Origin of the sequence: Rhodococcus sp. W8901 (assembly GCF_013348805.1) — a bacterium.
Classification (GTDB): domain Bacteria; phylum Actinomycetota; class Actinomycetes; order Mycobacteriales; family Mycobacteriaceae; genus Prescottella.
Map to the genome: position 1 here is coordinate 3,251,191 of NZ_CP054690.1, position 19,757 is coordinate 3,270,947.

15 protein-coding genes, 4 pseudogenes and 1 other annotated feature are annotated in these 19,757 nt (G+C 64.9%); of the genes and pseudogenes, 12 read left to right on the top strand and 7 right to left on the bottom strand.

Annotated elements, in window-relative coordinates; all coding sequences use genetic code 11:
• Positions 1-763: 763 nt before the first annotated feature.
• Positions 764-1,552, top strand: coding sequence for a hypothetical protein (locus tag HUN07_RS15315; RefSeq protein WP_174910696.1), 789 nt, complete (start codon positions 764-766; stop codon positions 1,550-1,552).
• A gap of 932 nt (positions 1,553-2,484) precedes the next feature.
• On the opposite strand, the gene HUN07_RS15320 is transcribed toward HUN07_RS15315, so the two are convergent.
• Positions 2,485-2,754 carry a WhiB family transcriptional regulator gene (locus HUN07_RS15320; protein WP_174910699.1) on the bottom strand — a complete coding sequence of 90 codons (270 nt, stop codon included), beginning with the start codon at positions 2,752-2,754 and terminating at the stop codon, positions 2,485-2,487.
• A gap of 261 nt (positions 2,755-3,015) precedes the next feature.
• Complete coding sequence (locus HUN07_RS15325; protein ID WP_174910701.1) at positions 3,016-3,642, bottom strand: TetR/AcrR family transcriptional regulator; 627 nt, start codon at positions 3,640-3,642, stop codon at positions 3,016-3,018.
• A gap of 62 nt (positions 3,643-3,704) precedes the next feature.
• On the opposite strand from HUN07_RS15325, the gene HUN07_RS15330 reads away from it, so the two are divergent.
• The 3 genes and pseudogenes from HUN07_RS15330 to HUN07_RS15340 all read left to right on the top strand — a co-directional run bounded on the left by HUN07_RS15330 (position 3,705) and on the right by HUN07_RS15340 (position 7,824).
• Positions 3,705-5,225 (top strand): MFS transporter, encoded by a 1,521-nt coding sequence (locus HUN07_RS15330; RefSeq protein ID WP_174910704.1) that lies wholly within the window; start codon positions 3,705-3,707, stop codon positions 5,223-5,225.
• Positions 5,176-6,564 (top strand): annotated as a pseudogene (locus HUN07_RS15335) (IS1380 family transposase); the annotation flags it as partial. The gene HUN07_RS15330 and the pseudogene HUN07_RS15335, both read left to right, overlap by 50 nt.
• A 396-nt stretch (positions 6,565-6,960) precedes the next feature.
• Complete coding sequence (locus tag HUN07_RS15340) at positions 6,961-7,824, top strand: NlpC/P60 family protein (RefSeq protein ID WP_174910707.1); 864 nt, start codon at positions 6,961-6,963, stop codon at positions 7,822-7,824.
• Positions 7,825-8,614: 790 nt separating this feature from the next.
• On the opposite strand, the gene tnpA is transcribed toward HUN07_RS15340, so the two are convergent.
• The 3 genes and pseudogenes from tnpA to istA all read right to left on the bottom strand — a co-directional run bounded on the left by tnpA (position 8,615) and on the right by istA (position 11,035).
• Positions 8,615-8,989, bottom strand: coding sequence for an IS200/IS605 family transposase (tnpA, locus tag HUN07_RS27485; protein WP_217487131.1), 375 nt, complete (start codon positions 8,987-8,989; stop codon positions 8,615-8,617).
• A gap of 9 nt (positions 8,990-8,998) precedes the next feature.
• Positions 8,999-9,785: pseudogene (gene istB / locus HUN07_RS15350) on the bottom strand (IS21-like element helper ATPase IstB).
• Positions 9,785-11,035, bottom strand: coding sequence for an IS21 family transposase (gene istA, locus HUN07_RS15355; protein ID WP_174914759.1), 1,251 nt, complete (start codon positions 11,033-11,035; stop codon positions 9,785-9,787). Before istA ends, istB begins: the two are co-directional and overlap by 1 nt.
• 86 nt (positions 11,036-11,121) lie before the next feature.
• Here istA and HUN07_RS27640 point away from each other — a divergent pair, with 86 nt between their 5' ends.
• The 6 genes and pseudogenes from HUN07_RS27640 (at position 11,122) to HUN07_RS15385 (ending at position 15,133) form a co-directional block, all read left to right on the top strand.
• On the top strand, positions 11,122-11,442 hold the full coding sequence (locus HUN07_RS27640) for a transposase (RefSeq protein ID WP_174910710.1): 321 nt from the start codon (positions 11,122-11,124) through the stop codon (positions 11,440-11,442).
• Positions 11,403-11,531: a sequence feature (AL1L pseudoknot), on the top strand. It overlaps the preceding gene by 40 nt.
• Positions 11,439-11,849, top strand: a complete 411-nt coding sequence (locus HUN07_RS27645; protein ID WP_174910713.1) for an IS3 family transposase — start codon at positions 11,439-11,441, stop codon at positions 11,847-11,849. Its footprint overlaps the feature before it by 93 nt. The genes HUN07_RS27640 and HUN07_RS27645 overlap by 4 nt, the downstream gene beginning before the upstream one ends.
• Before the next feature lie 18 nt (positions 11,850-11,867).
• The gene (locus tag HUN07_RS27650) at positions 11,868-12,188 is read left to right on the top strand and encodes a DDE-type integrase/transposase/recombinase (RefSeq protein ID WP_174910716.1); all 321 of its coding nucleotides are present in this window, start codon (positions 11,868-11,870) and stop codon (positions 12,186-12,188) included.
• Positions 12,134-13,519, top strand: coding sequence for an IS30 family transposase (locus HUN07_RS15375; RefSeq protein WP_441346776.1), 1,386 nt, complete (start codon positions 12,134-12,136; stop codon positions 13,517-13,519). The genes HUN07_RS27650 and HUN07_RS15375 overlap by 55 nt, the downstream gene beginning before the upstream one ends.
• 31 nt (positions 13,520-13,550) lie before the next feature.
• A pseudogene (locus HUN07_RS15380) lies at positions 13,551-13,865 on the top strand (integrase core domain-containing protein); the annotation flags it as partial.
• Positions 13,866-14,098: 233 nt separating this feature from the next.
• Positions 14,099-15,133: an alpha/beta hydrolase gene (locus HUN07_RS15385; protein WP_174910722.1), complete on the top strand. Its 1,035-nt coding sequence runs from the start codon at positions 14,099-14,101 to the stop codon at positions 15,131-15,133.
• A 155-nt stretch (positions 15,134-15,288) separates the two neighbouring features.
• Here HUN07_RS15385 and HUN07_RS15390 read toward each other — a convergent pair.
• Positions 15,289-16,426: pseudogene (locus tag HUN07_RS15390) on the bottom strand (IS30 family transposase).
• 850 nt (positions 16,427-17,276) lie between these two features.
• Positions 17,277-17,636, bottom strand: coding sequence for a hypothetical protein (locus HUN07_RS15395; RefSeq protein WP_147283610.1), 360 nt, complete (start codon positions 17,634-17,636; stop codon positions 17,277-17,279).
• A 380-nt stretch (positions 17,637-18,016) separates the two neighbouring features.
• Here HUN07_RS15395 and HUN07_RS15400 point away from each other — a divergent pair, with 380 nt between their 5' ends.
• On the top strand, positions 18,017-18,982 hold the full coding sequence (locus tag HUN07_RS15400) for an ABC transporter ATP-binding protein (RefSeq protein ID WP_174910725.1): 966 nt from the start codon (positions 18,017-18,019) through the stop codon (positions 18,980-18,982).
• The gene (locus HUN07_RS15405; protein ID WP_174910728.1) at positions 18,979-19,737 is read left to right on the top strand and encodes an ABC transporter permease; all 759 of its coding nucleotides are present in this window, start codon (positions 18,979-18,981) and stop codon (positions 19,735-19,737) included. Before HUN07_RS15400 ends, HUN07_RS15405 begins: the two co-directional genes overlap by 4 nt.
• Positions 19,738-19,757 lie beyond the last annotated feature (20 nt).

The following is a 19,757-nucleotide window of genomic DNA, read 5'->3' on the forward strand; positions in this document are numbered from 1 at the left end:
AACCTCGTGACCGCATGGGGCGCCGGCGCAGCCCACTTGAGAATCTGCCACGAAGACCTCCCCTCTGCACGCCGCGCCTTGCAGGCCGCACGCGACGCCCGATACCGACGACAAGCGAAAGCCTCTGGACAGCAAAAAGACTCTGCCGGCAACGGACCTTCCCCCCGCGTAGACCGCACCACCCGGCCACCGCGGCGCCCCGACATGGCCACCACCGAGACCGAGTCGACCAGACCCGCACCGGACTCTCTCGGCTCGACCCGAGGAAGCGCGGATCTCCCGGACCGCTCGAATATTCGGGAAACGAGTGCACCCTCAATAAATTAGATATTGCGCACCAACGGCCTCCCCCCAATAACAGAAAGGTCCCCCGAGGCCCCTTTCATCAGCTCTCGTTTCAGCCGATGACATCGCGCAAAATTAAGCATCTGGGCCGAACGGCTCTATTTGACGTGCCTACGAATCAAAGATTCGAGGCCCGGATCCTTCACTGCGATGAGGCGTTCATCAGCAACCCCTCACTGCCACCAAGAAGAGGGACAGAAAAATGAGAAGAACACTCGATGTCTCGCACTCGCCGTCAGCGCATTCCACGCGTAATGGCGCGCTCCGACATGTCCGCACAGGGCCCCGTAGACGGCCGGGGAGTCACCCCCGCCGCCAACTGAATATGGCTTCCCAGGCCGTTCGTCCTCCCGATGGAGCAAGCCCCTTTGTCCACCAGCTCCCCCAAGTCGCCGGAATCACCAACAGAAGGAGAATCATGAAGCGCATTTTGATCGTCCTCGCGTCGATCGCGGCACTCATCCTGCCGACGCTCGCATTCGCTCCGGCGGCTTCGGCTGCAACCGGCGTCGTCTCGAACGGCATCGCTTGGACGCCACACGCATCGCAGCCACCGAACGCAGCACCGGACAAGCCGAACGGCGACTACTGCACCCTCGCAGTCGTGGGCACCGACAACTCCGGCAACAAGGTCGCGATCTCGGCAGCGCACTGCGCGAGCATCCTGCCGGACACCGTCAACAACCTTCCGGGGAGTTGGGTCCCTGACGGGTCGCCGGTCTATCGGTGGACCCCGAACAACGGCCCCCGTCAGCAGATCGGGCACATCTCGTATCGCAGCTGGAATGGCACCGGATACCCCGTTCAGCCCGAAGATCGGAACGTCCCCACGGCGTTCGGCACCGACTACCTGGTGATCAAGTTGAACGACGACGCGATCCTGCAGTCGAACGGTCCGGGTGTCCGCATCGACGGTGTCGGGGTCGCGAATCCGCCGAACTTCAGCGTCCTGTGCAAGGACGGCCAGTCGACCGGCATCACCTGCGGGGCCATCTGGGGTCAGAACGCGACCCGAATGAGCAACCTGGCGGTCGGATGGAACGGGGACAGCGGCGGTCCTGCATGGATCGACACGAATCCCGGCAAGATCGTCGGCTACAACCGTGGCGCGGGCGAGTACGTGAAGTTCTCGGCGGTGCTGAACGAGATCAACTCTCCCGGCAGCCCCTACCCCGTGGGCAAGGGCTTCGTGCCGACCAACAACTGACAACACGACAGCGGGCCAGGCGCTCAAATCAGTGCTTGGCCCGTTGTCGGGTCGGCTCATCCAAATGTCCGGTACCACCATGCGATCGCCGCCGTGACGGCGACACCGAGCGGTCCCCAGTATCCGGGATCCAGCATCTCGATCATCTCCTCTCAGGGGCCGTGTCCGCCGAGGTCGCACGGGGGTCACAGCCCAGATCGTGCGCCGCCACTCTGCAGCGGGAGTCACCCACATCCGGCTACTAGGGATCATGTGCAAACCCCGGGGATGCTCGACCGGCCCGACCCTGTCAGGTCAGGCTAGACCTCAGGGGTGGCCGAGCGGAAGGTTTTGAATGGACATCCACTCCACCTACCAGTGGAAACAGCTATCAACGCGGCTCCGGCTCGATCTGCACAATCGACCGGAACCCCGACCCCGACCCTCGACAGCGACGCTACCGGTCCGAGGATTCGGTGCTGGTCACGTAGGGGCACGATGTCGGACATGGCGGTGGCGCCGTCGGCGATGGCCACTGCCAGATTGCCGATGACCCGGCCACGGGCGTGGACTACATCGGGGCGGTGCAGTGCGTCGGATTACTCGCTTGTCAGGCCCGTGCGATCGGCGAGTAGTCGGGTGATCACGCTCCCGGTGTGTGGCTCGGCTTACCGGAGCGTGAACCCACGGCGCCGTTCATCGCGGAGAAGGGGCAGCCATCGGTCGATCTGGCATCTGGTGCAGAACTTCGTATTTGGCGAGCGTTGCGCTGAGAATCTCCTGGTTCTCGGCGCGTTTGCGTTGGGCGAGTTCAGTGTCGAGTTGTGTGATCCGCTCCCGCAGGGTTGCGGGTGCGGTGGGGTTGTCCGGCTCTGGTGCCGGCCAGACACTGTACGAACGGCTCCGACAGAAAACACGAGACCCGTTGTCATAGGCCTCCTTCAGTTGCACAGCTAGGCTGCGGATCCGCTGCGCCTGGCCTTCCGTAGGCTCTGGCGCTCCGCGGGGCTCATTCCGCCCCAGATGCCATACCTCTCGTTGCACTGCAGGGCGTGTTCGAGGCAGCTGGTGAGGACGGGGCACTGCTGGCAGAGCATCTTCGCCTTCTTGTTGCTGGCGCCGTCGCCTTGTCGGGGGAAGAACAATTCGGGGTGCCTCCTGCACAGGCCACGCGATTGCCACGACGTGGGGGGCTGCTCGTTCGTCTCATCTGCTGAGCTCATTGCTGCATGGTGCACAGTAGCCAGGACAGTTCGGGCAGTCGCGATCTACTTAGCCTGAATCCACCGATCCTTTGGGATAGGTAAAAGGTCTTCGCTCGGAACATGTTGCCGTTCAGATGATTTGAGTGCGTCTGAGCCTGTCTGCCGCTTCACCTGGCAGGTGATGGTCGTTCGTGGCTGGTCGGGGCGCTACGGAAGCATAGAATGGCAGGCCGCAGGCCGGGGATGTGCGACTCCCTAGCGACTGGTGCCGGGCTTGGGCTAGGCGACGGTTCCGGCGAGGATCGCTTCGATGCCTGCGCGAAACCGTTGGTCGCGGTTGTCGCCGAGGATGGTGATGGCGTCGGAGACGCCGTCCGGTTCGACTAGTTCGTGGCCGGGAGGCATCTGAATGAGACTGTCCCATTCGCCGTTGGCGACCAGACCGAGGTAGGCCTGCTCCTCGATGACGAATCCGACGGTGAAGTTGCGCAGCACGTATGCGAGGTTCCCGGCGTCGAAGGACGGAAGGGCGATCGCGTGCAGGAGTGTGCGCAGTGTTGCACCGAGAGCCGCCGTCGCGGCGAACGGCGAGTAGGAGCCGGCGACGATGCGGCCGCCGTCTCGAAACTGCAGCATCGCGGCCCGCATGCGCATGCAGCAGGCGATGACCTGTTCGGCAGTCGGCCGGTCGGTGTCGATGTCGGACAGATCGATGGTGGCGTAGACGGCGTCGGCCATCGCGCGGCGCAGGTCGCGTTGGTCGCGGAAATGCTTGTAGATGGCGCCCGGGGAGACGCCGGCGGCGACTGCCAGACGCCGCATCGTCAGGGCGTCGAGGCCGTGCTCGGTCACGTAGCCATGGGCGATCGCCACGAGTCGGTCCCGGGTCAGTCCGCGTGCAGCCATGGCTGTCGAGCCTACGACGGAGGGGTTGACCACCGCCTCGGGCACGCTCTACCGTCACCCAAGTGAACACTGTTTACCAGTCGTCCTCGGTGGCGAAGCCCCGTGTCCCATTGGCCGTGGTGCTCGTCCTGGCGTGTGGCGCGCAGCTGATGGTGATCCTGGACGGGCTGGTGGTGAACGTGGCTCTGCCCCAGATACGCATCGATCTGGGCATGTCGCCATCGGCGCTGCAGTGGGTCGTCAATGGGTATCTGGTCACCTTCGGCGGCTTGTTGCTGCTGGCCGCCCGTGCCGCCGATTTCATCGGTCACCGGCGAGTCTTCCTCGCGGGAATCGCGGTGTTCACCCTCGCCAGCCTCGCGGGCGGTCTCGCTCACGACCCGACTGTGCTGATCGCGGCGCGTCTGGCGCAGGGTGTCGGTGCGGCGGCGTTGGCGCCGAGCAGCCTGAGCCTGCTCACCGCGACCCACACCGGCGACCGCCGTGCTCGCGCGTTGGCGATCTGGAGCGCCACCTCCAGCTCGGCCGGTGCGCTCGGCTTGGTGCTCGGCGGTGTGATCACCGGTGCCCTGGGTTGGCGCTGGGTACTGCTCATCAACGTCCCCATCGGCGTGTTGTTGTGGTTCTTGGCGACGGCGACCCTCGCGCCGGCGCAGGTGCGTGCGAGGTGGGCGCTCGACGAGCCCGGCGCGGTGACGGTCACCCTCGGTGTCGGGGTGCTGACCTATGGCATCTCCCAAGCCGGGGTGCACGGCTGGGCGTCGGCCTACGTCGTAGTGCCCCTTGGTGCCGCGGTCGCTCTTCTCGGGCTGTTCGTTCTCGTCGAGCGGCGCAGCTCGAATCCACTTGTGCCCTTGTCGATTCTGCGCCGACGCAATATCGTGGTCGGGAACACCGTTATTGCGGGACTCGGCGCGATCATGACCGCCACGATGTACTTCTTGTCGCTCTACCTGCAGCAAGTCCTCGGAAATAGTCCACTGCGGACCGGTCTCGCGCTGGTACCGATGAGCATCGTGCTCACGCTCGGTGCGCTCGCCTCGAGGTCGCTGCTTGCCGCATTCGGGGTACGCCGTCTCATCACCGCGGGAGGTCTTCTGATGGCGGCCGGGCTCTTCTGGCTCGCGACCATCACCACGCACAGCGGCTACGTGCTGCACATTCTCGGACCGACGCTCGTGTGGGCTGCTGGGGCGAGCATCGTCATCATGCCGTGCGTCGCCCTGGCTACCACCGGCATCGACGCCGAGCACGCGGGCCTCGCCTCGGGACTGGTCAACACCGCGCGGGGAACAGGCGGTGCGGTCGGACTCGCGATCTTGGCGACCACCGCCGCCACGGTGACCGCGCACTCGAACGCAGCGGACTCGTTGGAGCGCCTCGTCCAGGGATACAGCGCCGCCATCGTTTGCCGCAGCGATCATCGCCACGCTTGTGGCAGTCCTCGCGGTCGCCGCTCGAGCGGCAGAGGCCAACAGCACCGAAGCAGACAAGGCCACGCGAGGAGATCGATAGCGCCGCGCACCGTCTGTGATGACTCACCTCTCGCCGTCACGCCCGGTCACCGCGATCCGGTTCGATGATCCGAATCTGCTTGCTTACGCGGGCCTCGAACCGCTCGTGCGACTTGCACGCGTGACCGGCCTGGGAGCATTGGCCGATGAACATCTGAGTGTGCCGACTGACAAGGGAGCCAACGCCGGGTTGAAAGTCACCTCGCTGGTGGCAGGGATGATCGCCGGTGCCGACAGCATCGACGATATGGCGCTTCTACGGCACGGCGCGATGAACAAAATTCTTGAGCGACCCTATGCGCCTTCCACGCTCGGCTCGTTCCTGCGAGCATTCAGATTCGGGCATGTCCGGCAACTCGACGCTGTCGCATCACGGCTACTGGCAAACCTCGCGGCCCGAACACCACTGGTTGCCGGGATCAACACCGACCGGGTTCTCGTCGACGTCGACGACACGATCATCGAGGTCCACGGGTATAAGAAGGAGGGCTCCGGCTACGGATACTCCGGTGTCCGCGGCTTGAACGCACTGTTCGCGACGATCACCACCGAACAGGCCGCACCCGTGATCGCCTCACAGCGCCTACGTAAGGGCTCTTGCGGATCACCGCGTGGAGCCACCCGCATCGTGGCTGACACTCTCGCTACGGTTCGTCGTCTACGCCGCCCGGATGCGCCGAGCCACATACTGCTGCGCGCCGATTCAGCGTTCTACGGGCACGCGACAATCGGGGCCGCAATCAAGGGCGGCGCGGACGTATCAGTCACCGTTCGCCTCGATCCCAAGGTCCGTGCCGCCATCGCGCAGATCGAAGCTGACGCATGGGTTCCGATCGAGTACACCGACGCCGTCTACGACGAGCCGACCGGCCAGTGGATCTCCCAGGCCGAGGTCGCCGAAGTTCCGTTCACCGCATTCACCTCGAGGAAGGCGAGCGAGCAGGTTTGCGGGCGCCTGGTCGTTCGACGGATCCCCGATCTGCGCACGAAAGCCAACGATGGACAAGAGTCGTTGTTCGACACCTGGCGATTCCACGCCTTCTTCACCACCACCGACCGCGCAGAACTCGACACAGTCATGGCGGACAAGACCCACCGGCATCACGCGATCATCGAGCAGGTTCACTCCGACTTGAAGAACGGACCCCTGGCGCACATGCCCTCAGGGAAGTTCACTGCCAACAGCGCATGGCTGACGCTGGCCGCCATGGCATTCAACCTCACCCGAGCAGCCGCAACCATCGCCGGCGGCACGCTCGCCAAGGCCGCCACGGCGACGATCCGCCGCACACTGATTACCGTCCCAGCCCGGATCGCCTCCTCCGCACGACAACGGACCCTGCACCTACCTCGATCCTGGCCCTGGGCAACCGCATGGACCACGCTGTTCACCAGCGTCTGCGGGCCCCACCCAATCAGACAGCCACCTGACCACAGCCGCACACGGCACGACCTAAGGAAACCAGTGGAACAACCGACATCGGTGGTCGGGAGCGCACTCATGTCCACAATCGCGGACGATGATTCAATTGCGAAACCGACTACTAATCAACCTGATCGGTGGATTCGGGCTTAGCGCTGGCCGTTGGGGCGTCGGCCACGCTGTGAGCCTCCGGGATGAGTTCGGGTCAGGTCGGTGGCATCGAGTGCGGTGCGGTCACGGATCTGATCGGCGGGTCGTACGGAGCTCCGTCGACGATTTGCGTCGTGTTCGTAGTGTCCTGGGTTCGATCTACATTTCCGTTGAATCGATCAGAAGCGTCGGGACGTCAACCGGCGCAACGTCACTCAGCGAGGAGCTCTCATGTCTTTCGATCCAGTTTCTCTTCTGGTCGCCGGTGCGGCCGCTGCCGGAGCAGCGATCCAGGGTGCCGCGGTGCCGCCCGTCGTCGAAGAAACCAGTGCGCAAATCGTCGAAGCGGTACAGAGTGCGGCACCGCAAATGCAGGAGGCGCTCGCGCCGTACCTTCAGGATGTGCCGCCGCCGGTCATCGATCACTGGAATGAGGCGGTCGGTGCGCTCGTCCCCGGCCTCGAGGTGCCTGGTCGTGTCACCGATCCGCAGCTACCGCCGTCGGACCCGTCTCCTGTCGAGTCCGACGCGCCATCACCTCACGGTGCGCCCGATCTGCAGGCAGCTGCATCTCCCGTCACGGTAGCCACCCCGCCGGCGGCCTCGATCCCTTCGCTCTCCGGGCTAGGAACGGTGTTCAGCGGTTCGCTGGCACTGCCAGATCTGGTATTCGACCCGACCCTTCCCCGCGACGTCGAGGCAGCGCGCCGCATCATCGAAGCCGCGTTGACCGCGATCGGCTTGCCCTACCAGTGGGGTGGAGGCGCACTCGATGGTCCGACCATGGGCGACGGAACCGGGGGTCCGACAGCTGGTTTCGACTGCTCTGGACTGACGCGTTTCGCGGTCTACCAGGCGACTGGAGGCCGAATCTTGCTCCCGCGCACATCGCAAGTGCAGTTCACTTCCGGTAGGCAGGTGCCGTGGGGCGAGGCGCAGCCGGGCGATCTACGGTTCGGGAACTGGCAGGCCGATGGCGCCAACCACGTCGCGATCTACCTCGGAGAGGGGCGCATGATCGAGGCTCCGCAGACCGGGCAGCTGGTGCAGATCAGCGCTGTGCGTTCGGACATGCTTCCAGTCCGCGTTGTCTGACGGTCTCACAGCTACTGCGCGCATCATGCGAGGGTCGGATCTGATTCCGCATCGGGTTTTCGGCACTCTCGCGTACAGGCTCGCGTCGACGGGGCGACGATAGGGTCGTCCGGAGAGGGGGAAAGATGGCTCGGCGATTCAGGGATGTCGATGCGCTGAGGCTGGTGCTCGACGTCGGAGGCACACCGGTCGGCGCGGTGTGGATCAACGAGCGCGTAGTAAGTCCGCATCTGGCGTTCATCGACCGTGACGTTCTCAGTGCCCGGCAAGCGGCTTTGCAATGTCGCGTCGTGCCAACCTCGGCGTACTACGGTCAAACGTTGCTCGACGAGTTCGCTGATCAGGACGCGATGTCGCTCCGGTCGGCTCTCGACGAGCTCGGCGGTCGCCGGATCTCCTACCAAGGTGGCCGACAGCCGCTGGCCGGTCGGGAGGTGGAGCGTCGACGGTGTCCCACGCCGGACAAGGTGAAGTACCGCGATAGTGCAGCAGCAGCACTCGCACTTTCACGGGCTGGCCGCAATGGGCATCGTGAGTTGAAGTCGCCGCGGCGTTCGTATCGGTGTCCATGCGGGCGTTGGCACCTGACGAGCAAGAAGTAGGCCGCGATCTGCCGAGGAAGAGTGGGGGGAGGCGGAACAGAGGGGGATCTCCGCTGGGGGAATATCGCTAACGCTCCGCCTCCCCGGCACCGTCGCCGGACGGGGCGGTCCAGTGACGGCTGCCATCGAATCTACCTGGCATTTGTGAGAGTGCTCCACCGTTCAGGGTGGAGGTGAATCGCCGTTGTTCAGGTGGGCCGTCGTTGGGACTGGACGTACTCGGCGATCGTTGAAAGTGGTGCGCCGCCTGCGGTTCCGCAGTAGTAGGAGCGTGACCAGAGGTGTCCTCCCCACAGATAGTGGTCGAGGTGATCTGCGTGGTCGCGTCGCAGATGCCTCGAGGAGACGCCTTTGAGGGAGTTGATCAGGCGGGACAGTTGGACTGTGGCGGGGAAGCTGATGAGGAGGTGGATGTGGTCTTCTTCTCCGTTGAACTCGCGCAGTTCGCAACCGAACTTGTGAATCGCCCCGGTGAGTCCGGAGACTTCATCTCTTGTGAAGGATGGAGTCTGTTGACGACGGTCCAAAAGTAGGCCGATAGTGGCGGTCGAAAACCAGGCCACCGGTGGTGGTTATTGTGCCGCGTTCTCGGCGCGGGCGGACGGTAACGTGTCGACTCCGGTGTCCTTGAGTCGGTAACTCGAGCCCTTGAGGGTGAGGACTTCGGCGTGGTGGACGATGCGGTCGATCATGGCCGCGGCGACGACCTGGTCGCCGAACACGTCGCCCCAGCGGGCGAACGGCAGGTTCGAGGTCAGGATCAGCGAGGCGTGCTCGTAGCGGCTCGACACGAGTTGGAAGAAGAGGTTGGCGGCGTCCTGCTCGAACGGGATGTAGCCGACCTCGTCGACGATGATCAATCCGAACCGGCGCAGCTTGACCAGCTCGGCCGGTAGCCGGCCTGCCGAGTGTGCGGTCTTGAGGCGGGCGACCCAATCGACGGCGGTGGCGAATGCGACCCGATGCCCCGACTGGGCCGCCTTGACGCCCAGGCCGATCGCCAGATGCGTCTTCCCGGTGCCGGGCGGACCGAGGAGCACCACGTTCTGCGCCTTCGCCAGGAACGTCCCGGTCCCCCAGATGCGCGACCGTTTCTCGGCTGAGCGCGGGTTGATGATCGAAGTTGAATTCCTCCAACGATTTCCGTGTCGGGAACCCTGCGGACCGGATGCGAATCTGGGCGCCGGACGACTCCCGGGCCGAGACCTCCCGCGACAAGACCGCCGCGAGGTACTCCTCGTGGGTCCAACCGCCGTCGCGGGCCTGATCGGCGAGTCGGGCCGCGGCATCACGGATCCGTGGCGCCTTGAGGGCGTGCGCGTAGTGCTCGACCTGCTTGATCGGATCCTCGCCACCCATCACGCCACCTCCCCGACGACGTCAGTGGCATCGGAAACTGTTGCAGTGCAGGTGAAATCGACATCGAAGGCGCGGTCGTAATCGCCGAGGTCCCGCACCGGGTGGTCCACGTCGTCCGCGCCGGTGTGAGATTGCTGGAACCGCTGCCGCATCCGGGCCGCAGCCTCGAGATGTGCCGGGTCGGTCACTGTCAGTCCCCGCGCCCACAGCCGTTCGTGTGTGGCCAGTCGTTGCCCGCCGCGGGCGACCGTGACGGCCTCGAGGCCGGCGGTGACCTCGACGAGGTGTCCGATCGCGGACGGATCGACCGAGTAGTCGTTGCCGGCCACCCGCACGTAGTAGTCCCGTGGCAGCCGCAACTCGGTGATCGCGGTGACCTGCGGTGGGACCGGTGGCAGCGTCAGCATCGCGGCGGTGTCGACGGCCACGAGTTCCGATGGGCGGCCGTCGATCCGGCGGACGAGACGGTTGTTGGCGATCGGCAGCCATTCGGCGAGTTGCCGGTTGAAGTCCGCCGGCGAAGCGAAGGTCCGCCCGGGCAGGAACGATGTTTCCAGATACCGGTTGGCACGTTCGACGATGCCCTTCGATTCCGGGTCATAGGGCTTGAGTTGGATCATTATCGTGGCCAGGGTGCCGACGAATGCGGTGACTGGATCGGTCAGGCGGCCGCGGCGCCCGATCCCGGCCTCGTTGTCCCACCACAACTGGTGCGGGACGGCCCCGAGATGGTCGGACAGCAGCCGCCACATCCCGGCGACCAGGTCCATCGTGACGCGACTCGGCAACATCATCGCGGTCACGAACCGGGAGAAGGCCGCCACCATCACCAGCACCGGCGGCGAACCCACCTGCCCGGCCCCGAGGGGGACCTTCGCCGGCGGGAACCACAGGTCGCACTGCACTGCCCGGCCGGGCTGATGGTCGAGACGGTCTGCCGGATCGGCCGGGGCATACTCGGGCCGGATGGCCCGGACCCGCTCACGCAGCCACGTAATCGAACCGGTCCAGCCGATCCGCTCGGCGATGACCGTCGCCGGCATCGTCGGATACGCCGTCAACAACGCCCGAATCCTCGGCTCCGCTGCACTGATCGCCGACTCCACCGGCGGCCGCGAATAGGTCGGCGGCCGGTCGCCGGCCAGCGCGTTCGCGACGGTGTCCCGGGCAACACCCAACTGTTTCGCGATGGCACGCTGCGACAACCCCTCGCTGCAATGAAGGTGCCGAATCAAGGCCCAATCTTCCATGGAGATCACCCATCCGATCGTGGTTGGGTGGCCTGGTTTTCAACCGTCGTTTCTGGCCTGATTTTCGACCGTCGTCAACAGGAGTCATGTCAGGTTCGAGGAAGTACCCGGCCGAGCTGCGTGAGCGGGCGGTGCGGATGGTCGCCGAGGTGCGTGGCGAGTATTCGTCGGAGTGGGCGGCGATCGAGTCGGTTGCCGACAAGTTGGGCATCGGGTCGGCACAGACCCTGTTGAACTGGGTTCGTCGCGATCAGGTCGACGCGGGGAAGCGTCCCGGGGTGACCAGCGAGATGGCCGAGGAACTCCGGAAGCTCCGAGCTGAGAATCGAGAACTCAAGCGCGCCAACGATATTCTGAAGTCTGCATCGACTTTCTTCGCGGCGGAGCTCGACCGCCGCAATCGGTGATCGTTGACTACATCGACGAACATAAGCAGGAGTACGGCATCGAGCCGATCTGCCGCGTGCTGACCGCACATGGCTGCAAGATCGCGCCGTCCACCTACTACGACTTCTGTGCCCGCCGGCGGCTGCCGTGCAGGCGTCAGATCCGTGACGAGGAGCTCAAAGTCGAGATTACCCGTGTTCACCGGGAGAACTACTCGGTTTACGGCGCCCAGAAAGTGTGGCTGCAATGCCACCGGGAGGGCATCGCGGTGGCCCGCTGCGCGGTCGAACGCCTGATGGGCGACCTCGGCCTCGAGGGAGCCCGCCGCGGCAAGACCAAACGCACCACGATCGCCGATCCCCAGGCGGGGCGTCCCGACGATCTGGTGCAACGCCAGTTCTGCCCCGAAGCACCAAATGTGTTGTAGGTAGCGGACTTCACGTACGTGTCGACTTGGTCCGGCTGGGTGTATGTGGCGTTCGTGATCGATGCGTACGCCCGCCGAATCGTCGGGTGGCGCACCGCGACCACCATGACCTCGCAGCTGGTGCTCGACGCGATCGAACACGCGATCTGGACCCGGCATCGCGAGGGCATCGACGACCTGTCCGGACTGATTCATCACCACGATCGCGGGTCGCAAGGCGGATTCAACCGGTCGTCGCAACACCTCGATCATGGAGGTGTGCGATGGGACGTGGTGGGAAGCGGATGTCGGAAGCGCCTTCGGGTGCGCGGCGGCAGTGGGCGGCGGATCGGGCGCTGAGGCCGCCGATGCGTTCACCAGGCCGGCCAGAGCCATCGCGTGCGGTGCAGCGGGACTTCTGGCGGCGGATCGCTTCGGGCGTGACGACGTTGCAGGCGGCGGAAGCTGTTGGCGTGTCGTGGCCGGTCGGGTCCCGCTGGTTCCGTCACGCTGGCGGAATGCCGCCGATCAGCCTGGCCGAGCCCACGGGCCGCTACCTGTCATTCGCTGAGCGTGAGGAGATCGCGCTACTGCGAGCGCAGGATGTCGGTGTCCGTGAGATCGCCCGCAGGATCGGACGGGACCCGGGGACGATTTCACGTGAGCTTCGGCGCAATGCAGCGACCCGGAGCGGAAAGCAGGTCTACCGGGCCCTGGTGGCGCAGTGGAAGGCGCAGCAGGCGGCGAATCGTCCGAAGACCGCAAAGCTGGTGGGCAACGACGTGTTGCGTGAGTACGTGCAGGAGCGCCTTGCCGGCAGCGTTCGGTGCCCCGATGGCAGCGTGGCCACGGGCCCGGCGACACCAACGTGGAAGGGGTTGAACAAGCCGCATCGGCAGGACCGGAAGTGGGCGATGGCGTGGAGCCCGGAACAGATATCGCAGCGGCTGAAGGTGGATTTCCCTGATGATGAGTCCATGCGCATCAGCCATGAGGCGATCTACCAGTCGCTGTTCATCGAGGGCCGTGGCGCGCTCAAACGCGAACTGGTGACGTGCCTGCGTACCGGCCGCGCGCTGCGGGAGCCTCGGGCACGGTCGCAGAACAAGCCACAAGGGCATGTCAACGCGAATGTCGTTCTCTCACAACATCCAGCTGAAGCCGCCGATCGCGCGGTCCCCGGCCACTGGGAGGGCGATCTGATCATCGGCACCGGCCGATCCGCGATAGGCACGCTCGTCGAGCGCAGCAGCCGATCCGTCCTCCTCGTGCATCTTCCTCGGCTGGAAGGCTGGGGCGAGAAACCACCCGTGAAGAACGGTACGTCGCTAGGCGGTAACGGCGCTGTCGCGATGAACGCCGCTCTGGCGACCTCGATGACGAGGCTCCCCGGACAGCTCCGCAAGACCCTGACCTGGGACCGCGGGAAAGAGCTCTCCGGACATGCCCAGTTCACACTCGATACCGGCACGAGAGTGTTCTTCGCCGATCCACACTCCCCGTGGCAGCGACCCACGAACGAGAATATGAACGGGCTGCTGCGCCAGTACTTCCCGAAGGGAACCGATCTGTCGCGCTGGTCTGCGGAGGACCTCGAAGCTGTTGCATTCGCTGTCAACAACCGACCCCGCAAGATCCTCGGCTGGAAGACCCCCGCCGAAGTCTTCGACGAACAACTACGCTCACTTTGACAGCCCGGTGTTGCATCGACCAGTTGAACTCGCCCAATACACGTCCATCGCCTTCACCAAGCGACTCGTCGACGCCAGCATCGATGCCTCGATCGGCGCCACCGGCAACAGCTACGACAACGCCCTCGCCGAATCGATCAACGGCCTCTACAAGACCGAACTGATCAAGGCCCAGGGCCCGTGGCGGACCGTTGACCAGGTCGAAGTCGCCACCCTCGAATGGGTCGACTGGTTCAATCACCGGCGGTTGTACGAACACTGCGGCGACCTGCCGCCGGCCGAGTATGAAGCCCTCTACTACCGTGATCACCGAACTCAGCCCATCGCTGAGTTCTCAAACTCGTAAGTCTCCAGACATGCCGGGGCGATTCAACCTGCGATGTCGCGCGGTCGGTGTGGAGTGAATTGGCGGGTGAATCCCGGGCCTGTCACGCCAATCAGGACATTCACCGCTCTTCAGTCGGTAATGTGCTGTCCGAATGCTGTGCCCCGGGGGAGGCTCGGTGCCGAGTTGATGACCGCCCGTGAGCACATTCGGTGTAGCGCGGCATGTTCAAGGTTCAAGGGGAGGACGTTCGCATGAGGAATTCCAAGGTCGGGCGCGCCCGGGTTCTGGCGGCCGCGGTAGTCGTGTCCGCGGCCTCGCTGCTCGCGGTGCCGGCCACGGCGTCCGCCGACAACGGCGCCCCCGCCACCTTCGGCGCCTCCGGCGCCTACCTAGCGAAGTCCACCAAGAACTCCGACCGCAAGGTCACCATCTCGGTGTATTCGCCGTCGATGGACCGCAACATCCCCCTCGAGGTCATCCTGCCCGCCGATCGCAGCCAGCCGCGCCCGACGCTGTACCTGATCAACGGCGCCGGTGGCGGCGAGGACTCGGCCACCTGGCAGCGCAATGCCGACATGATGGACTTCTTCAAGGACAAGAACGTCAACGTCGTCACCCCGCTCGAGGGCGCCTTCAGCTACTACACCGACTGGCAGAAGGACGATTCGAAGCTCGGCCGTCAGAAGTGGCAGACCTTCCTGACCCAGGAACTGCCGCCCGTCATCGACGCCGAGTTCGGCACCAACAAGGTGCAGTCCGTCGCTGCGATCTCGATGACCGCCACCTCGGTGCTCAACCTGGCGATCGCCAAGCCCGGCTTCTACAAGAGCGTCGGCTCGTACAGCGGCTGCGCCGAGACCAGCACCTGGGCTGGACAGAACGCCATCCGGCTCGTCACCGGCGTCCGGGGTGGCGTCGACGTCACCAACATGTGGGGCCCGCTCGACGGGCCCGGCTGGGTGCAGAACGATCCGGTCGTGAACGCCGAAAAGCTCCGCGGCACCGAGCTCTACGTCTCCACCGGATCGGGGCTGCCCGGCCCCCACGACCAGTTGAACAGCCCCGGTATCGACGGCAAGCCGCTCGCCCAGGCTGAGCGGGTAGTCGTCGGCGGCGTGATCGAGGCGGCCACCAACTACTGCACCCACAACCTCGCCAACCGCCTCGCCGAGCTGAAGATCCCCGCAACGTTCGACTTCAAGCCCACCGGCACCCACTCGTGGGGCTACTGGAAGGACGACCTGCACAACTCCTGGCCGATGATCGCCCGCTCGATGGGAATCTAGGCCGAAGCCTGGAGCGACATAGTCTGTGGACGGAGCTGGCAATCACGCGCCAGCTCCGCCCAGCACTTCCAGCGCCACGTGGATAACCATGGCGCCGCACTTTTTCCCGGTTGAACCGTCGGTCATGTCGAATCCGTGAGCGTGGCTGCCCGCTTCTAGTTGCCGGACACAAGGGCGGCGAACTGATCGGCCGGAGTATCCCAGCCGAGCGTTTTGCGGGGGCGGTCGTTGAGTTCGGCGGCGATGGTATCGAGGTGTTCTCGACCGCGGACGGACAGGTCAGTGCCCTTTCGGGAAGTATTGCCGCAGTAGGCCGTTTGTGTTCTCGTTCGATCCTCGCTGCCAGGGGCTGGCGGGATCACAGAAGTAGACGGGGATGTCGGTGGCGATCGTGAACGAGTGGTGGGCGCCCATCTCGCTGCCCTGATCCCAGGTCAGCGACCGAGTCAGATGCGGGGCAGAGTTGCGACGGTCTCCACCAAGGCATCCCGCATGAGATCGGCGCTGCGTCCGCGGGGAAGATGCACCAGCATCACGTAGCGGGTGGCCCGTTCGACCAGCGTGCCGATGGCCGACGCGCCGTCCTTACCGATGATCAAATCGCTTTCCCAATGGCCGGGCACGGCCCGGTCGTCGACCTCGGCGGGGCGGTCGCTGATCATCACCATCGGGGTGGCGAAACGAGGCTGACGCTGCTGAGCCTGGCGGCGAGGTTTGCGGCGAGCGCGTCCAGTACGCAGAACCTGGTCCAGTTCGCGGCGTAGCTCGCCGCACCCCTGGACATACAAGGCCTGGTAGATCGTCTCGTGGACCACGTGCATCTCCGGTTGCCGGGGGGAAGGCTGCCTGGAGAGCTTGGCAGATCTGCTCCGGACTCCACCGCTTATCGAGGTGGGTTTGGATGAACTCCCGTAGCTCGGGGGTTCGGCCGATCTTGCCGGTCTTGGGACGGGGCCGGCGGGCATCGGCGCGGGCCTGGGCTGCGTGCGGCCGGTACTGGCCATTGATCGGATGCCTGTTGCGGCGGATCTCCCGACTGATCGTCGACGGGCTGCGCCCCAGCTCGGCCGCGATGTCTCGGATCGTGGCCTTCTCCCGCAACCGATCCGCGATATGGATGCGGTCGGCTTCACACAGGTAGCGGGAAGGACCAGGTGGAGGCGCCACCGCAGTCACCGGTGGCGCCCCGTTGGCCCTGCCTGACGGGGCACGCCCGTTGCGCCACCGTTTACCTGTCCGGCGGTTGATGCCTACGATCCGGCAGGCCTCTGCGTTGCTCACACCCTGCCGCATGAGCTGAAAGTAGACACGCCGCTCCTCGGACAGAGGCCGTCGCCCCCGGTTCTCCGAGCGATCCCGGATCTGGAACACCATCGCACTCCCCATACTGGAGTGTTGCGACGACCACTAGAACTCAAGGAAAGGTGCCGGGGCCGCGAACTACCCTTACCGGCTCAGCTCTCTTCGCGACGAGAGTCTTCGGTTCGCGGGATCTCAGCGACACTCCACCCCGTGAAGAACCGACGAGCATTGACCAGGTAGCCCTGCAAATGCCGGAGCAACGCCCCCACCTCCCAAAACTGCAGATTCATACCCAATGGTCCCCTATCTCCCGACACTCACCCCGGACATGACATCAACGCAGGTCAGACACAAAAGAGCCCCACACCTAGAACAGAAGCCAAGCCTGTAGGGGTCTCTTGTCTGCGGTACTCACCGACCGCGGCGGCCCCGCTGCTGGACTCTCGACCGCGCTACAAGCACCACGACCGCACCACCACACACCATCGACGAGACGAACACATATGCAGCCACGCCCCACGACTGCTGCGCCGCACTCGTGGCGGTCAACGACGTCGTCAGCACGAATACAGCAACAACACTCTGCCGAGGTGCCGCCCGCCAAGTCTCACGAAACCACGATCCCACTTCGTACCCACCCCCTTACCTCCGAGTGTGCCACCACCCCTACACAACTGAGCCACACGACGAACCCCCACACCAAGCTCGAACACCGCCGCCCACCGGGCATCACCCCACCCGCCGGCCCCACCGGGACATGCCATCACCCCAACTCAGCCCACGAAAAGCCCCCACACACCCGAATCGGGTGTGTGGGCCGTCGACTGCTCAGCTCAGCAGATCACCACTGCTGGATGACGTCGAACCGACTGCCCCAAATCGCGGGATCGCTCACGTCGAACTGAATGTATCCCCCACGAGCGACAGCCTCGTCGATCAACTGCTGGGCCGTGGCGTCCACATACGGCAGTGGAGAGTCGTAGATCGACCCCTCACCGACAGCCATACCGATCCACTCCAGCGGAACAACTACGTCGATCGCATTGCCGACGCCCAGATCACGCAGAATCCGAGTCTCGTTGTGGTCGAACGAAATCCCCTGGTAGCCCTCCCCCGAGCGCAGGTAAGCGGCCGACGCAGTACCGGCCGCAGTGACCATCAGCCCCGCCGCAGCAGCAGGAATCAGAGCAGCAGCGATCATGCGAATATGAGACATCAAGAATTCCCCTCCAGACATACCAGCCACATTACCGGCCGGTAAGTTTACTATCGAACCGCATCGTAGCCGAGACTCCCGGACCACCCCCGGCAGCCCTTAAACCCACTCGGGACGGCCCTCCGCCCAGGTCACGGTACGAAAGGCCCCCGCATGCCACCCCGCCGGGACATGTCATCAACGCCGGTCACGCAGCAACGGCCCCACACCCGTCAGGGCGGATTCTAGGGGTCGTTGCAACACAATTGTTGTGTGCTGAGGTTAGCGAAGCGCTGGCGGGCGATCCGAGCCGAGCGCTTCACAAATCTCAAACATGCCTACCGACCGGCTTTTGATCGTCGCGGTCGTCGGGCAGTATGGCCCTCATGATTGAAGTGGGGGAATTAACAAAGACTTACGGGTCGACGAAAGCGGTGGACGATCTCACGTTCTCCGTGAAGCCGGGCATCGTCACCGGCTTCCTCGGCCCGAACGGTGCCGGTAAGTCGACGACCATGCGGATGATCCTGGGCCTCGACACGCCGACGTCGGGCACCGCACTGATCGAGGGGGTGCCGTACCACCAGCTGAAGCAGCCGCTGCGCACCGTCGGCGCGCTGCTCGACGCAAAGTGGGTGCACCCCAACCGGTCGGCCAAGGCACACCTGCAGTGGATGGCGGCGGCCAACTCGCTGCCCGCGTCGCGCGTCGACGAGGTGCTGCGCCTGGTGGGCCTGAGCGAGGTCGCGAACAAGAAGGCGGGCGGATTCTCGCTCGGCATGTCGCAGCGGCTCGGCCTGGCCGGCGCGCTGCTGGGCGACCCGAAGGTGCTGCTGTTCGACGAGCCGGTCAACGGTCTCGACCCCGAGGGCATCGTGTGGATCCGCAAGTTCATGCAGAGCCTCGCGGCGGAGGGGCGCACCGTTCTGGTGTCGAGCCATCTGCTGTCCGAGATGTCGCTCACCGCAGATCATCTGGTGGTGATCGGCCGCGGACGGCTGATCGCGGACACCAGCGTCCGGGACTTTGTCGACCGCTCGTCGGATGCGTCGGTTCGGGTGCGCAGCCCGCAGCTCGACGCGCTGCGCAGTCTGCTCACCGCGCAGGGGTTCGCGGTCCGCGAGGACGCCGGTCTCGATCACCAGCCGGCACTGCTGGTGTCGGGCGTCGCGACCGACGACATCGGTGTGCTCGCCGGCTCCAACGGAATCGTCCTGCACGAGCTGTCGTCTCAGCAGGGCTCGCTCGAGGACGCGTTCATGAAGCTCACCGGTGACGACGTGCAGTACCACGCTCAGGTCGCCGGACAGCCCGTCGACGCTGCGCAGAACATGGGAGGTGCGCTCCGATGAGCGTGTTGAATGCAGAACGCATCAAGCTGACGACCACGAAGTCTCCGATGTGGTGCAGCCTCATCGCGGTCGTCGTCAGTATCGGCCTGTCCGTGGTGATCGGTGCCAGCATGAAGTCTCAGACCGGCGCGGGGTTCGCCAACCCCTACAACTACACCGCCGCAGTGACCCAGATGGGCGCGGTGCAGTTCGGCGCCATGCTGGTGATGATCATGTCGGCGCTCGCGGTCACCACCGAGTACCGCTTCGGTGTCATCCGCACCTCGTTCCTGGCCAGCCCGAATCGTTCGGCGGTGATCGCAGGCAAGGCGCTGCTGTTGGCGGGATTTGCGGCTGTCCTCGGCCTGGTCGTCGCCCTCGCGGCGTTCTATCTCGGCCAGGCCGCTTCGGGCCTGACCATCCCGCTCGGTGACGGCGACAACGCCCGCATCGTCCTCGGTGTGCCGATCTACTTCGCACTGGTCGCGGTCTTCGCGGTGGGTGTGGGCACGTTGATCCGCCAGTCGGCGGGTGCCATCTCGCTGGTGTTGCTGTGGCCGCTGGTGATCGAGAGCATGGCGACGGTGATCCCGAAGGTGGGCAAGTACATCGGCGAGTTCGGTCCGTTCAACAACGCCACATACTTCCTCGGACAGCAGAACGGCGGGCAGTTCGACTTCCACTGGGGTCCGTGGGGCGCGCTGGTGTACTTCGCGGCGTTCGTGGCGGTCGTCTTCGGCACAAGTCTGGTCGTGGTGAACAAGCGCGACGCCTGACACTTCCACGATCGGAAGCC